The following is a 15,999-nucleotide window of genomic DNA, read 5'->3' as shown; positions in this document are numbered from 1 at the left end:
ACTTTGAGGGCATTATTAACGTCACTAATACAATAAAATACTTATTTCTCCATTGAATATTGTTACATCTAACATCTTACTTCTAACTTCGTAAAAGAATGTCGGTTTTTAATCAGTCAAGGAGTAACATCGTACGCCTAATCTTCCTGGGTGTGTTTTTCATCATCTTCGTGCAGTTGTTTAACCTGCAGGTACTTTCCAGTAAATATGTTCAGTTGGCCATGGATAATGCTGTCTTTCCAAAGGTGGTTTATCCGAGCCGGGGCATTATTTATGACAGGAAGGGACGTGCCATTTTGAATAATACCATCATGTATGACCTGATGGTAACGCCATCCGAAGTAAAAAAAATTGACACTGCAAGTCTCTGTAAACTGTTAGAAATAGATACCGCAGATTTTAAAAAGCGTATGCTTGAGGCCCGCTTTAAAAACGGACCCTACCGGCCTTCTATTTTTGAGGACCTGCTGCCACCCGAGATGCATGCCCGCCTTGATGAAAACATATGGAAATACCCGGGTTTTGCTTTGATTGAAAGACCGGTGCGCGTTTATCCTTTCGGAGGTGCCGCACACATACTGGGATATGTAGGTGAAGCGGATTCAAATATTATTAAACGTTCCGGTGGATTTTACAGGCTGGGCGACTATGTAGGACGAAGTGGACTTGAAAGTTACTATGAAAGTATCCTGATGGGCCAGCGCGGTATAAGCCGGCTGATCAAGGACAATAAGAATCGCCTTGTCGGAAAATTTGAGAACGGCGAGTTCGATACGGCGGCAATAGCGGGAAGAAACCTGCGCACATACATTGACGTGGAGGTACAACTGCTGGCAGAGAAGATGATGAAGGGTAAGGTTGGCGCTGTAGTTGCCATCGATCCGAAGACAGGTGGAATTATAGCAATGGCATCCGGCCCCAGTTATGATCCTAATGCATTGACAGGTTCGGATAAACAAAAGAACTACGGACGCCTCGCCCTGGATGTTTCCGGTCCGCTGCTTAACCGTGCGATACAGGGAAACTATGAACCGGGATCTACTTTTAAGCCGCTTGGGGCCCTTGTTGCCCTGGACGAAGGAGTTATCACGGCCAGCTATGGTTATCCCTGCGGTGGCAGGTATTTCGCCTGTGGTACCGGCAAGCCGAAATGTTTGCACAATGAGCCGGGACATGCTGCAAACCTGAGGGCCGCCATTTCCCATTCCTGCAACTCCTATTTTACGCATGTTTACCGCATGACGGTCGACAACAACCGCTCAGGTACGAACAAACAGGGTTATGAGAGATGGAAAAACTATCTCAATAATTTTGGGTTGGGCCGAAGGGTAGGTGTTGATCTTGCGGGGGAAGACAGGGGATTGATTCCGGATACTACCAGGTATAACCGCGTATACCGTGGTTCATGGAACTCCTGTACAAACCTTACACTGGGTATAGGACAGGATATGATGCAGGCGACACCAATGCAGCTGGCAAATGCCATGTGCATCATTGCAAACAAAGGATATTATTATACGCCGCATATCGTTGAAAAAGTTGACAACGAAACGAAGAATGATACGATCATGAACAAGTTCCGGATCAAACATGAGGTATTAACAAAGATCCCTGACGAAGCTTATGAAGCCGTAAACAGTGGTATGCAGGAAGTGGGTGATCGATCTGCAAAGTTGCCGGGTATTGCGGTGTGCGGCAAAACAGGTACGGCGGAAAAGTTCCGGATTCTTGATGGCAAAAAGGTTAAGCTGAAAGATAATTCGATGTTTGTTTGTTTTGCGCCGAGGGAGAATCCAAAAATTGCTATCGCAGTGGTAGTGGAGAACTCGGGCTTTGGTGCTACCTGGGCGGCCCCTATTGCATCGATCATGATTGAAAAATATCTCAACGATACTTTAAGGGAAACAAGTAAGAAAAAAGTGGAAGAGTTGGCAGCAGCAAATATTATCCCTTCATATTTTACCAGGCTTCAATATATCGAAGATTCAACCCGTGCTTTCCGTTGGTTTGAAATCACCAAGGATAGCATTTACATCAAAAAATACCTGAGAAACGGGCATTCACAGCCGGCACCAAAACCAGCTTCGAAGCCAGATTCAATGAGAACCCGCGTTACTATGTTGATGGTAGAACCCAAATCATATCTTCCAAGAAAAATCAACTTTTACTATCTCACATGAGCCAGCGTAATCCTGCAATATCAAAAGGCGTTGACTGGGTAATGATCTGGTTATACCTGGCCCTGGTAGCTATCGGGCTGATGAGCATCTTTTCTGTGACCTACCGCGAAGGGGATAATGTCATTCAGAGTTTTCTTGGTGCAAAAACAGACTATAGTAAACAGTTTTACTTCTTTATTATATCATTGGTTATCGGGTTATTCATCCTTCTCACGGATAGTAAGTTTTTTACTGCTACAGCTAATATCTGGTATTCGTTTGGTATCTTATTATTGCTTCTGGTATTTCCATTTCATACAGAAGTAAAAGGTACCAACTCTATCATCCGTTTCGGGGGCTTCCAGATACAACCTGCTGAAATATGTAAGGTTTTCGTTTGCCTTGCCCTTGCGAAATATTTGTCGAGGGTAGAAACCGATTTTACAAAAACAAGATCCCAGTTGATTGCCGCAGCCATTGTTGTTGTGCCTGCCGTGATAACCATTGCTCAGAAAGAAACAGGTCTTGCACTTGTTTTTTTTGCATTTTTCCTGGTGATGTTCCGTGAAGGGTTGCCCGCCGGTTATCTTATTGTTGGCTTTTCGCTGGCTGTACTGGTAGTTGCTACCTTGCTTGTTGAGAAAAATGTTCTTGCCCTGATCCTTACCGGGATCGCACTTGCTACCATTTATCTTATGCGAAGACAGGTTAAACGTAACCGGGGCCTCCTTGTAGGTATCGCTTTGATCTGGCTGATCTGCGTAAGTATTCAAAGATTTGCGGTACCTTTTATATTCACTTCCGTGTTGCAAAATCACCAGGTCGAAAGAATATTCTCATTGATCGGTCGTGAAAATCCCTACGCGGCATTAAACCAGGTGGAGGGTGAAGATGCGACGCCAGTCAAAAAGAAGGATACCGATTACAACGTGCGCCAGAGTAAGATCGCTATCGGCAGTGGCGGTTTTGCCGGGCGTGGTTTTCTCAAGGGAACACAAACACGTTTTGACTTTGTACCGGAACAGCGGACAGATTTTATTTTCTGTACCATCGGTGAGGGTTTTGGATTTATTGGTACCGTAACGGTATTATCTGTATATCTATTTTTCCTGCTACGGCTGATCTTTGTTGCCGAACGACAGCGAAGCGTGTTCAGCCGGTGTTACGCTTATGGAGTTGCCTCCGTATTCTTTTTTCACATAGCCATCAATGTTTGCATGACTATCGGACTTGCACCGGTTATTGGTATTCCTTTACCATATATCAGTTATGGCGGTACGTCTCTCGTCACCTTCTCTGTTTTGTTATTCATACTGATCAGGTTAGATGCTGATCGACAGATGGTGCTCAGGTAATGGAATCCCGAAGTAGTATTTAACTATTTCATCTGCGTTCTTTTGCATCTTTTTGCCGTTTTTGATCTGATACAAGTTTGATATCGGGCAATTTTGAATACTTTTGATGTGGGAACCACACCATCAGATCTATTTCTCGTTGATAATTATGAAAATCATTCCACTAAGTGAAGGAAGCTTTACGATAGACAGTTCAAAGTTATTTGTGCCTTTTGACAATGCAGCTGATCAGCTGCAGGAGAGGCCGGTAGGCAGTTTGCTTGTTGAGATCCAGCCCTTTCTCGTGATCACCGATAATGATGTTCTTTTAATAGACACAGGCCTTGGCTTTACTGATGACTCTGGCGAATTACAGTTGTACAGGAATCTTGAACAACACGGTATTCACCCCGAAGATGTTACAAAAGTGCTGATGAGCCATTTGCATAAGGATCATGCTGGTGGTGTTAGTCGTTTAGATAAGGCAACCGGCAAGAAGGTACTTTCTTTTCCAAAAGCCAAATATTTCGTCTCCCGGAAAGAAATTGAATTTGCTTTCCAAAAGGGCCTGCCGTCATATCTTCCCGAAGAACTGGAGAGCCTGAAAGAATCCACACAAGTGATCTTACTGGGCGACCACGGCGTTATTGAAGGATATATAAAATACGAGATGACTGCCGCACATAGTCCTTTTCACCAGGTATTCTGGATAGTTGACGGTGACCAGCGTTTGTTTTTCGGAGGTGATGATGCCCCGCAGTTGCAACAGATGAAAAACAAGTTTGTAGCCAAATATGATTATGATGGCCGAAAATGTATGGAACTCCGGCAGAAATGGTGGGAGCAGGGTGCCCAGGAACACTGGACCTTTTTATTCTATCATGACATCGGGTCACCTGTAGTCGAGTTGTGACATAGAAGTCATCATACTTTATTCAAGCTTCGGGAGCGTTTGACTACCTGAGGTTTTTCTTTCTTTCAAGTCTTTGCTGACGTCTTTCAATAATTTCTTTCTGAAGATAAGTGCCGAATTCTTTTTCAGCTTTAAAGAAAGCATTCACTTTTTCTTCGCTTAATACTTTACCAAATTCGGTACTGTATTTCTTGCGGATGCCGAGTATCTTTTCATCAGTAACAATCTCCTGTTGTTTTTTTTCCCGGGCATCAAGCCTGGTTTTACGGATCTCATCCATGTATTTATTGTACACCGGCCAGAACCTTTGTGCCTCTTCAGGAGAAAGGGCAAGCTTGTTGGTGAGGTAAGCAATCTTAAGCGCTTCTATTTTTCCGCCGTTGTTTCTCACGGTCATTTCTTCGTCCTGTGCAAACAAAACGGTCAGGTTGGTGATAATGAAGAACAGTATGGTTAATATTCGTTTCATGTTTTTAATTGATCAATATTTTGGTGTCGGACTGGAGCTGCAGGTATTGTTGAAGCTCTTCATCTGATACATTGGCAAGCATTTCCAGTATGGCATCAGCTTTTATTTCCGGGTCCGCAGTCATAAGAGAATCACTGATCGGGGCCGGCTGGGTGGCCAGGTAATTGAGAATTTCTTCGTCACTTGTTTGCGCAACTTTTTCTTCGAGACCTTGTGTAGAAACAATTTCAGGTTGAACAGTACTCCCGTTGAAAATCAAAAAGCCTGCTGTGATCATTAACCCGGTAATTACGGCAGCGGCTGCATATTGCAGAAACCGCCTTCTGAAACCACCGCTTACCACTTTCAGGCGATTCTCAGGTACCCTTGAAACTTTATTAAGGATAAGGCGGGGAAGTTCTTCAAAATAACCTGCAGGCACCGAAAAGACATTGGTGGCTTTCAGGCCGGTCATTAACGGAGACAGGTTCTCAAGCTCTTCGTTTACCTGGTCAACAGCATCTACACCTGAAATGATGTTGCCGGAAAGCTCATTAAAATAATTATCGGGAACTGAATAAGGCATCTTCTTTCCGATGCCACTTAATATTGATGACAGATCCTTTAACTCATCGGCAGCGGACTGCCCTGGTTCGAATGACTGCACACTTGCGGCTGAAGTTTTAGCCTTCTGTAGTATGATATCGGGAAGGGACTCAAAATAACTCCCGGGGACCCGGTATGGGGTTGGCAAACCAGCTTTTACGCCAGTAACCGGCAAACCGGAAACGATGCTCAACATCCTGTCTGGAAACCCGTCAAAGTATCCTGCAGGAGCCTTGTAGGGATTTACCATGGGGAATTTTGCGAGACTGGATCCAAGCTCATTCAGCTCAGCAGTTATGGGGGTTATCTTTTCCACGACAATAAGACCAATTTTGTTAAGTAAAGTTTAATGGTTCAGGATGTAATCCTCGATTTTTTTCACAGCGTGATGATAAGAGGCTTTCAGCGCACCTTCCGAGGTGTCGAGAACCTTGCTCATTTCACTATATGGCATTTCGTCGTAATATCTCAGGGAGAATACTGCGCGCTGTTTTTCCGGCAATTGCTGGATTGCCAATTGCAGTTTCCACTCAATCTTTGATGGATCGAAATCCTTGTCAGCCTTAATCGAACCGGTCAGGGAATTTTCATCGTCACTCAGGGATACCGATGACTTTCTTTTCTTCTGTTCCAGGAAGCTGAGGCATTCATTCGTGGCGATCCGGTATAACCAGGTATACAGTTGGGAGTCTTCCCTGAAGTTGTCCAGCGCATTCCAGACACGGATAAATGTGTTCTGTAAAACATCGTTGGCATCTTCATGCTCTACCACGATCCGTCTTACATGCCAATACAATTTCTCCTGGTACTTCCGGATCAGGCTGGTATAGGCAGCTTCCTTAGTGGCAGGGTTCCGGAACTCTGTGAGTAACTCACTATCTTGATGGGTAACCGCCATATCTTATGTTTCTAATCATTATTGATGTCATAATCCGCGCATAGTTTATAGTTAGAACCCAATTCCCTCTACCGGTTTAACCCACGGCATCCAATTATTCATAAAAAAACGAAGATTAGTTGTTAATCTTCGTTTCTGAGCAAATATGATATGTTAAGCCTGTTTAATCAGGCATCTTTCCTCGCCAGTACTTTTTCAGCAGCTTCCACTATGTTCGGAGCATCGAGGCCATATTTTGTAAGCAGCTGTGCGGGGGTTCCGCTTTCACCAAACGTGTCTTTTGTTCCAACCATCTCAATGGGTATTGGAAAGTGAGCAGAAGCAACGTGCGCAACACTATCTCCGAGTCCACCAAGTATATTATGTTCTTCCGCTGTTACCGCACACTTAGTTTTACGGATCGATTTCAATATGGCTTCTTCGTCCAGGGGTTTGATAGTATGAATATTGATCACTTCCACGCTTATGCCTTTTTCTTCTAATATTCTTCCAGCCTCGATTGCTTTCCACACAAGGTGACCACAAGCGAAGATCGTTACATCTGTGCCTTCAGAAAATTGCTGCGCCTTGCCTATTACGAATGGCTCGTCTGCTTTGGTAAAAATTGGCCAGACCGGTCTGCCGAATCTCAGGTAAACAGGTCCAACATAATCTGCTATGGCGATGGTAGCTGCCTTGGTCTGGTTGTAATCGCAGGGAACAATTACTGTCATCCCGGGTAACATCCGCATCATGCCAATGTCTTCGAGGATCTGGTGGGTTGCCCCGTCTTCTCCGAGGGTAAGACCTGCATGCGAAGCACAGATCTTTACGTTTTTGCCTGAATAGGCAACCGACTGTCGGATCTGATCATAGACCCGGCCGGTAGAGAAATTTGCAAAAGTGGTGGTGTATGGAATTTTGCCACCGATGGTTAAACCGGCTGCCATACCTATCATATTGGCTTCGCCGATACCACACTGTATATATCGTTCAGGATATTCCTTGATGAACTGATTTAACTTAAGTGAACCTGCAAGGTCTGCAGTAAGTGCTACAACATTTGGATTTTTTCTTGCCACCTCAATTATTCCATCCCCAAAACCGCTTCTTGTATCCTTTTTACCTGTTTCCTGAATCTCTTTAAGCATGAATGATTTTTTGAATTGAGGCTGCAATTTAGGGAATTATGAACGATGAGTTGTGTGTTATCAATTAATTCAGGTCGACCGGTTTACTCTGGTAAAACTTTTCGTCTACTTTTAAACGTTGTTCCCATTTCCACGCGGTGGCCATCATTTCATCCAGGCCGTAAACAGGTTCCCAATGTAACTCTGTCCGTGCATAATCATTGTTCGCATAAATCGCAACAACGTCACCGGGGCGTCTCGGGCCGATCTCATAGTTCAGTTTCACACCTGACACCTGCTCAAAGGTCTTTATTGCTTCAAGCACAGTGATGCCGTTCCCTGAACCAAGATTGAAGACTTCGCATCGCTTTGTGCTGCGTCTTTCAAGCAGGAACTGAACTGCCAGCGTGTGTGCATGGGCGATATCACAGACATGAATGTAGTCACGGATGCAGGACCCGTCGCGGGTTGGATAATCATCACCATACACCATAAGCGTAGGCAATTTTCCAATGGCTGTCTGTGTGATTGCAGGAACCAGGTTAGCTGGTCTGCCAACGGGCAGTTCCCCGATCAGCGTAGATGGATGTGCTCCTACCGGGTTGAAATAACGCAGCAGTATGCATTTGGAATCATTCGCCTTGGAAAACTCATTGATGATCTGTTCACCCATCTGCTTGGTATAACCATAGGGTGATTCAGCAGGTTTTGGTGGGGTTGACTCGGTAACGGGAATTACATCCGGATTACCATAAACGGTACATGAAGAGGAAAAAACAAAGTTTGGTATGTTGAATTCCTGGACACATTTCAGGAGGTTGATCAGTGAAACCAGGTTGTTTTCAAAATACATCAGGGGCTGTTCAACTGATTCACCAACTGCTTTATAAGCTGCGAAATGTATAATTCCGGCAATGTCATCATTCTCCTGGAAAATGGCGAAAGTGTCATCAAAATTGCAAAGATCAACCTTGTATCTTCTTATTTTTTTGCCGGTTATCTTCTCAATACCTTCGTAGATCCTTGGGGATGACCTGGAATTGTTATCCACCGAGATAACATCGTAACCATTTTCAATCAGGTCTACTATAGTGTGCGAACCGATATATCCGCATCCACCGGTGACAAGAATTTTTTTCATAATCTGTTTTTAAGGCGACTCTGCGAGGATTACTTATCCTGAACGCTAAAAGTCTAAGCTCACATTAAATAATGTTCATCAGGTACTGACCATAACCACTTTTCAACAGGGGCTGGGCAACCTGGACCAGCTGTTCCCGGGTGATAAAGCCTTTCTTGTAAGCGATCTCTTCTATGCAGGCAATTTTGATACCTTGTCGCTGTTCGATTACCTGTACAAACTGGGAGGCCTGCATCAACGAATCGAAGGTGCCGGTGTCCAGCCAGGCTGTACCGCGGTCAAGGATGGAAACCCGGAGTTTTCCATTACGAAGGTATTCTTTATTAATGTCAGTGATCTCATACTCTCCCCTGGGACCCACGGGTAGGTCCTTTGCTATGGCTACCACATTGTTATCATAGAAATACAGCCCCGGAACCGCAAAATTGCTTTTTGGTTTCGCCGGCTTCTCCTCGATGGAGATCACATTGTTCGCTTTGTCGAACTCCACTACACCATATCTTTCCGGGTCGCTTACCTGATAGGCATAAACAATTCCGCCATCTGGGTTGGTATTCTTTCCAAGCTGATCGCCCAGGCCAACACCGTAAAAGATGTTGTCACCAAGTACCAGGGCAACTTTGTCGTTACCAATAAATTCCGCTCCTATTACAAAAGCCTGGGCCAGGCCATTTGGCAGAGGTTGTTCTGCATAAGAGATCGAAATGCCTATACGGGAACCATCTCCGAGCAAGCGGCTGAACTGTGGCAGATCATGTGGAGTGGAAATAATCAGAATTTCTTTGATTCCGGCCAGCATAAGTGTCGAAAGCGGGTAATAGATCATCGGCTTATCGTAAACCGGCATGATCTGTTTACTGATACCGTAAGTGATAGGATGTAAGCGGGTACCGGATCCACCGGCAAGAATAATGCCTTTCATTTTTTTTCTTTCCGACAAATAAACAAAATATATCGGGAACTAGTAATTGTTAATTGTTAAGGGGGAAGCAGATTCTACATTGATTTAATGAAGCACCAGCCTTACTATCCAATACACAATTGCCGCAAGCAGTGCACTTACGGGGATGGTAAGTATCCAGGCCCAAAGCAGGTTTATGGTAACTCCCCAACGTACGGCCGATAACCTTTTGGTGGCACCGACGCCCATGATGGCTCCTGTTATTGTATGGGTGGTACTAACAGGTATTGCAAGGTGTTCCGTAAGGAAAAGTGTGAAGGCTCCGGCAGTTTCCGCTGCAACGCCTTCAAGTGGAGTCACCTTGGTAATGCGGGTACCCATGGTTTTTACAATCTTCCATCCGCCACTCATTGTACCAAGCGCTATTGCTGTAAAACACGCTAGTGGGACCCAGTCGGGCACGTTTTTCACATCATCCAGGTTGCCGTTTGCAACCATTGCCGCACCAATCAGGCCCAGTACTTTCTGAGCATCGTTACTGCCGTGACCAAGGCTGAACAAGGCCGAAGAAACCAGCTGCAGCCGGCGGAACCAGCTGTCGGCCTTATACGGGTTTGCGTTTCGGCAGATATTGACTATAATCAGGGTAATAACCAGCGATACGAACATCCCGATCAGGGGTGCCCCGAATATGAATAAAAAGATGGGTATTACCACCGCGTAGTTGATAACATCAAGTCCACCTTCCCTGAAATGACCAACGGAAGCAAGTGCGGCGCCCATAAATCCACCAAGCAGTGTATGGGATGATGAGGAAGGGATACCGAACCACCAGGTAAGCAGGTTCCAGGTGATGGCTGCGATCAGCGCAGAGAAAATGACCTCAAGGGAGATGAAGCTTCCATTTATTGACTTTGCAAAAGAGTTCCCAATCTTAAACTCGCCTATCCAGTATTTGGCAATAAAAAAAGCGGCAAAGTTGAAAACCGCCGCCCATAATACTGCCTGGAAAGGGGTAAGGACCTTTGTCGACACCACCGTCGCTATTGAGTTGGCAGCATCGTGGAAGCCATTGATGTAGTCAAAGACCAGCGCCAATATAATAATGATAACCAGGAAAGTCATAAGATGATATTATTCTGTTGGAAGGTGATTGTTGCCTGATAGCAACGGTTAAGCGTACTTAATGATGATGGATTCTATCACGTTTCCCGCGTCTTCACATTTATCTGTTACAATCTCCATAACCTGGTAAATCTCTCTTTTTTTGATCACTTCTTTTGCGTCGGGTTCAGTTTCAAAGAGTCGTTCAATACTCATGTCAAATATATCATCTGCCTGGTTCTCAATGCTGTTCACCTTTACGAGTGCGTCAGTTATCTGCCGCATATTCTTCATGTTCCGCAATTCGTGTACGGCATTTTTAATCTGCTCGCAACCCTGTTCGATGAGGTCCGCCATCTTCTGGATACCCTGGTCATTTGGATTGACCTTATAAAAGTTGATCTTTTTGGCGGATGCAAATATGTAATCACAGATATCATCAAGTGCTGAGGCGAGGTAGTGGATGTCTTCCCTGTCGAACGGCGTAATGAAGTTGCGGCCCAGTTCGGTGAAGATTTTATGGGTGAGATCGTCATTTACGTGCTCAAGGTCTTCAATCTGGGAGATCAGGGCCGCTCTTTTATCGTAATCCGGTTCTGTTACCACCTGCTTCATAACCTGGCCCATCTTCGCCACCGTTTCCGCTACCTGCTCGAAGAGTGAGTAGAAGATCCTGTCTTTCGGCATAAAAATCTTCATGATCGAATTAAAGCCCATATCTAAAAATTTGGGCAAAAATAGACTTTAAAGACTATAGTAAAAATATGACTTGATTGGTAATGATTTCATAACATGGCCCCGGTCCGGAGCACGGGGATTTTTTTGTATATAATAATGGCATAAATCAAGGGGTAACAGGGGCAGGTAATAATTCCTTAACATCGGCGTAACATTCCGATAACATGCGGATAATACTTTTGCGGCACATTAAAATCAACTGTTGTGAGCTGCAAAAGCGTCTTTTTTCTTCCTCTTATGTTCTTCTCTGTGTTAATCTCAGCTCAGACCATCCGCCTTGATGGTAAAGTGATTAACTCCAAAAATGAAGCCATTGCAAACGCCACCATTGAAATTCCTTTAATTAATAAGTCAATTGCGGCAGATATAGAAGGCCGGTTTTCGTTCAACCTGGAAGCTGGTAAAAAATATCTTATCAATGTTTCAAGCGCGGGATACAATTCGAAAATCATAGAAGACGTCCAGGTAAAGGCAGGGGCAGACAACAGCATAAACATCGTTCTTGAAAATAAGACACTTGACGAGGTCGTGGTCAGATCATCGGCCAGGAAAGAGAGTACAAGTGCCTTAATAAACTTTCAGCGTAATAATACCGCGCTTTCAAGTGGACTTGCTGCAGACTTTATTAAAAGAACACCTGATAAAAACACCGGTGAGATCCTGAAGCGGGTCAGTGGTACAAGTATACAGGATAATAAATTTGTTGTAGTGCGCGGTCTTGGGGACCGGTACAATACTGCTTTTTTAAACGGAGCTCAGCTACCAAGTTCAGAGCCGGACAAAAAAGCATTTTCGTTTGATGTGATTCCTTCTTCTGTTGTAGATAATATTGTAGTTAACAAAACGGCAACTCCGGATATGACCGGGGAATTTGCGGGTGGGCTGATCCAGGTAACAACTAAAGATGTTCCGACAAAAGATTTTCTGAATATCGGCGTATCACTCGGTTATAACACAAACTCTACATTCAACGATTTCATCAGCAATGGCAGAAGTTCTACTGACTGGGCAGGCTTCGATGATGGGCAAAGAGATTTGCCTGCTGGGTTTCCGGCTACGCGCCAGGAGTATAATTCTCTCTCTTCCAAATCAGACGGTCTTTCTCAGAAACTGGAGTTAACTAAACTGTTCCCGAATGGTGTGTATGCTACTACAACTTCCACTGCAGGACCCATACAGACTTATAACATTGGATGGGGTATCGGCAGGAAATTAAAAAACGGCGGCTCATTCGGATCCGTAGTATCAATGATCTACCGCAAAAGTAAGTTGACATTTAATGTTGACCGTTCTTTGTACCAGGTAGATGGGGAACCCATTCAAAGTTTCAATGACGAGCAGAATAAATACAATGTGAGCGTTGGCGCCATGGCTAACTTCACTTATGTAAAAGGCAAACATAAAATCTCGTTCAAGAATTTGTTCAACCAGTATTACGAAGACAACTTCTATGTAAGAACCGGGCCAAATTATGACAGGGGTGGAGATGTGAGGCTTAGTTCGTCAGTATTAAATCAAAGAAGTTTTTATACAGGAATATTTGAAGGCAATCATCAGTTGAACCTTAATAACATCAAGGTATATTGGAATGCCGGTTATTCACTTAACAACAAATCACAACCGGATCTGAGAACCTCGGCTTACTTCAAAGGCGGAGTTGGTTCAGCAAATGCTTATGAGTGGGACCAGGATGATACGCGCCGCTTTTATTCAAACCTTCAGGACCACGGAGTCAGCGGTAACCTCGCTATCACGGTGCCGTTTAATATGTTTGGTCAGAAGCAAAATCTTAAGGTCGGCGGCTCTACCCTTGTTCGCTTCCGTGATTTTGATTCCCGGATATTCAGGTATGTAGAGGCATCAGGTTCATTCAATAACAGCTACAGGACCCTGCCTTACGATCAGATCTTCGCTCCCGCAAACATTGCACCGAATGGTTTTGTGATGGATGAGTTTACTAATAATGAAGACAAGTACTTTGCAATCTCAGCACTGAGTGCGGGTTATGCGATGTTTGATAATAAATTGTCAGATAAGCTGAGATTAATCTGGGGAGCACGGGTTGAGTTTTTTGAACAATTCCTTGAGACAAAGGACCGCTCTGCGCAATTAATTGTTATTAACACGGAAGACTGGAAAGTACTGCCATCGGTAAATCTTACTTACCAGCTGAATGATAAAAATATCCTTCGTTTTTCCGGCTCACAAACCGTATCAAGACCTGAGTTCAGGGAAATTGCCCCCTTCCAGTTTTTTGACTATGAGTCAACATTCGGAGTTCGTGGAAATCCTGATCTGAAGACAACTGATATTTATAACATCGATCTGCGTTATGAACTCTATCCTGCCGCAGGAGAAGCTATTACCTTCGGTGGGTTTTATAAAAGATTTTTAAATCCTATCGAGTTTCGTCTGGATCCGGGCAGTGTGTTGACGAGGAGAAACTACTTCTATCAAAATGCGAAAGATGCAAACACTTATGGCCTGGAGTTAGAAGTGAGAAAAAATCTCCGTTTCCTGGGTGGTAATACAGACATCCTTAGCAACTTTTCCATCTTCGCAAATCTTACTTATATATTCTCCCAGGTAACGTTCAATGATGAGTTACTTGGTAAAGTGGTATCAGCAGACAGGCCGGTACAAGGTCAGTCACCTTATCTTATCAACGGTGGTTTGCAATACACCTCGAAGGAGTCCGGCTGGAATGCAACTTTATTATATAACCGGATTGGCAACCGACTTGCCCTGGTTGGATACCAGTCATTAGGTTTCCCTGATATCTACGAAAATCCGCGCGACGTATTTGATATCCAGGTATCAAAGAAAGTGTTCAACAAAAGAGGTGAAGTAAAACTCACCCTGAGCGATATGTTCAACCAGCCATTCATGTACTATGAAAATGTTGACGGGCCCAGGTCCTATAAGGGTGGTACTGACCGTGTATTCAGTTCATTCAAATATGGATCTACCGTTACGGTTGGGTTTACTTACGACTTCGATCTGTAACATCTGATTGTTGTCAGGATGATTATACCTCTCTTATAATTATAACAAGTATACGGCGGACATTCAGTCCGTATTGATCCCTAAAACAAATAACAATAAAACGTTCTGATATGAAATGGATGAAGCACGCTTTAGCAATAACCCTATCGGCTTTAACACTGTCGGCCTGCATCAAGGTTGATATTAATGATGGCGCCGGAACTGGGACTGGGGGAGGTAACACTGATGATCCAAATGTTTCTAAGGTATTGACAGGAACTATAGATAAAAGCACCACCCTGCTGAAAGGGACATACACATTGCGGGGTTATGTTTATGTCAATAACGGTGCTACACTCACTATCGAAGCAGGTAGTATTATAAAAAGTGACGTCACCGAAAAAGGTGCACTGATCATTGAAAGAGGGTCGAAACTTATAGCAGATGGCAAAGCTGACCAGCCGATCGTTTTCACATCAGGTAAATCACCAGCTGAAAGAGCTCCCGGCGACTGGGGTGGAATCATTCTTCTCGGTAAAGCAACAACTAACAGGCCTACGTCGCCGGCACCTATCATTGAAGGCGGTGTTAACCGGCCATATGGTGGCACTGAACCAGGCGACAACTCGGGTATACTTCGTTATGTTCGCATAGAGTTTTCGGGTATTGCTGCGGAACCAAATTCCGAGATCAATGGATTAACCTGTGGTGGTGTTGGCTCAGGAACTATTTTGGAAAACATACAGGTTTCCTATGGTGCAGATGATGGTTACGAATTTTTCGGGGGAACAGTAAATGCTAAAAACCTTGTTTCGTATGCGACCTATGATGATGACTTTGATTTTGATTTCGGTTATACCGGTAAAATCCAGTTTGGCGTTTCATTAAGGGATAAACCATCAGATACCGACCAGGCAAACGGTATAGAGTGTGATAACGATGGCACAGGCACCGGGGCAACGCCATTCACCAAGCCATATCTGTCTAACTTTACTTTTATTGGCCCTTATGATACCACTGGCTCCAGCGCATTACATGGTGTATCAAACAGGTGGAGAAGATCAACACGCTTTATACTCCGTAACTCATTACTGATTGGTCATCGTAGAGGAGGTTTTTCTCTTGAATCAGCCGGCACCGCAACTGAGTACAAAAACGGTGAATCTCAATTTAAAAATAACATTGTTGCCGTCTACGGCAAGCCTTATGTAGCCGGCGATGCGGGGGCTTTAGGTGTACTCTCTGACGCTGATATCAAAACAAAAGCAGAAAGTGAAGGCAATCTGACACTGGCTTCCCGCGATGCAGTTCAGTTAACGGATCCTTTCAACTTCACCAATCCGAACTTCCTGCCTAAACCTGGATCCCCGGCCTTGACTGGATTTGATTTCAGCGGAATGGATTCATATTTCACATCTACCACTTATCGCGGTGCTTTTGGCACAGCAAACTGGCTCCAGGGTTGGGCAAGCTTCACACCAAAATCAAATAACTACTGATCCGTCATACAGCCTGAAGCTGAATATTTCCCTGTTCCTTATATATTTTTTTATCCATTGAGGAAGATAATATTGAACTTTTAATAATGTGCAGGTCCGGCAGGGACCTGCATATTTTTTGTGCGTTGGTCGGGATTTTGCAGAGCAATTCAAGGATAGACCAG

13 protein-coding genes are annotated in these 15,999 nt (G+C 44.2%); 5 read left to right on the top strand and 8 right to left on the bottom strand.

The window, feature by feature from the left end; genetic code table 11:
• Nucleotides 1-98: 98 nt before the first annotated feature.
• From mrdA to ACX0G7_RS06370, 3 genes are all read left to right on the top strand, one after another.
• Complete coding sequence (gene mrdA / locus ACX0G7_RS06380; protein ID WP_458922600.1) at nt 99-2,180, top strand: penicillin-binding protein 2; 2,082 nt, start codon at nt 99-101, stop codon at nt 2,178-2,180.
• Entirely contained in the window at nt 2,177-3,514 is a 1,338-nt protein-coding gene (rodA, locus tag ACX0G7_RS06375; protein ID WP_458922599.1) for a rod shape-determining protein RodA, read from the top strand. The genes mrdA and rodA overlap by 4 nt, the downstream gene beginning before the upstream one ends.
• A 148-nt stretch (nt 3,515-3,662) precedes the next feature.
• On the top strand, nt 3,663-4,406 hold the full coding sequence (locus ACX0G7_RS06370) for an MBL fold metallo-hydrolase (RefSeq protein ID WP_458922598.1): 744 nt from the start codon (nt 3,663-3,665) through the stop codon (nt 4,404-4,406).
• 43 nt (nt 4,407-4,449) lie between these two features.
• Here the strand turns inward: ACX0G7_RS06370 and ACX0G7_RS06365 are convergent, their stop codons facing one another.
• From ACX0G7_RS06365 to ACX0G7_RS06330, 8 genes are all read right to left on the bottom strand, one after another.
• A complete protein-coding gene (locus ACX0G7_RS06365; RefSeq protein WP_458922597.1) occupies nt 4,450-4,875 on the bottom strand; it encodes a hypothetical protein in 426 nt (141 codons plus the stop codon).
• A 4-nt stretch (nt 4,876-4,879) separates the two neighbouring features.
• Nucleotides 4,880-5,776 (bottom strand): hypothetical protein, encoded by an 897-nt coding sequence (locus ACX0G7_RS06360; RefSeq protein ID WP_458922596.1) that lies wholly within the window; start codon nt 5,774-5,776, stop codon nt 4,880-4,882.
• Nucleotides 5,777-5,806: 30 nt separating this feature from the next.
• Nucleotides 5,807-6,358, bottom strand: coding sequence for an RNA polymerase sigma factor (locus ACX0G7_RS06355; protein ID WP_458922595.1), 552 nt, complete (start codon nt 6,356-6,358; stop codon nt 5,807-5,809).
• A 167-nt stretch (nt 6,359-6,525) separates the two neighbouring features.
• A complete protein-coding gene (locus ACX0G7_RS06350) occupies nt 6,526-7,488 on the bottom strand; it encodes a transketolase family protein (RefSeq protein ID WP_458922594.1) in 963 nt (320 codons plus the stop codon).
• 64 nt (nt 7,489-7,552) lie between these two features.
• Nucleotides 7,553-8,608, bottom strand: a complete 1,056-nt coding sequence (gene galE, locus ACX0G7_RS06345) for a UDP-glucose 4-epimerase GalE (RefSeq protein WP_458922593.1) — start codon at nt 8,606-8,608, stop codon at nt 7,553-7,555.
• Nucleotides 8,609-8,672: 64 nt separating this feature from the next.
• Nucleotides 8,673-9,530, bottom strand: a complete 858-nt coding sequence (gene rfbA, locus ACX0G7_RS06340; RefSeq protein ID WP_458922592.1) for a glucose-1-phosphate thymidylyltransferase RfbA — start codon at nt 9,528-9,530, stop codon at nt 8,673-8,675.
• Nucleotides 9,531-9,614: 84 nt separating this feature from the next.
• Complete coding sequence (locus ACX0G7_RS06335; RefSeq protein WP_458922591.1) at nt 9,615-10,634, bottom strand: inorganic phosphate transporter; 1,020 nt, start codon at nt 10,632-10,634, stop codon at nt 9,615-9,617.
• 48 nt (nt 10,635-10,682) lie between these two features.
• Nucleotides 10,683-11,330 (bottom strand): DUF47 domain-containing protein, encoded by a 648-nt coding sequence (locus tag ACX0G7_RS06330; protein ID WP_458922590.1) that lies wholly within the window; start codon nt 11,328-11,330, stop codon nt 10,683-10,685.
• A 225-nt stretch (nt 11,331-11,555) separates the two neighbouring features.
• Between ACX0G7_RS06330 and ACX0G7_RS06325 the strand changes: the two genes are divergently transcribed.
• Both ACX0G7_RS06325 and ACX0G7_RS06320 read left to right on the top strand, forming a co-directional pair.
• Entirely contained in the window at nt 11,556-14,357 is a 2,802-nt protein-coding gene (locus ACX0G7_RS06325; RefSeq protein ID WP_458922589.1) for a TonB-dependent receptor domain-containing protein, read from the top strand.
• A gap of 110 nt (nt 14,358-14,467) precedes the next feature.
• Nucleotides 14,468-15,835: a hypothetical protein gene (locus ACX0G7_RS06320; protein ID WP_458922588.1), complete on the top strand. Its 1,368-nt coding sequence runs from the start codon at nt 14,468-14,470 to the stop codon at nt 15,833-15,835.
• Nucleotides 15,836-15,999 lie beyond the last annotated feature (164 nt).

The organism is Flavitalea antarctica (assembly GCF_054461535.1).
Note: the sequence above shows the minus strand (reverse complement) of the source record. Positions and strands in the feature narration are given on the sequence as shown.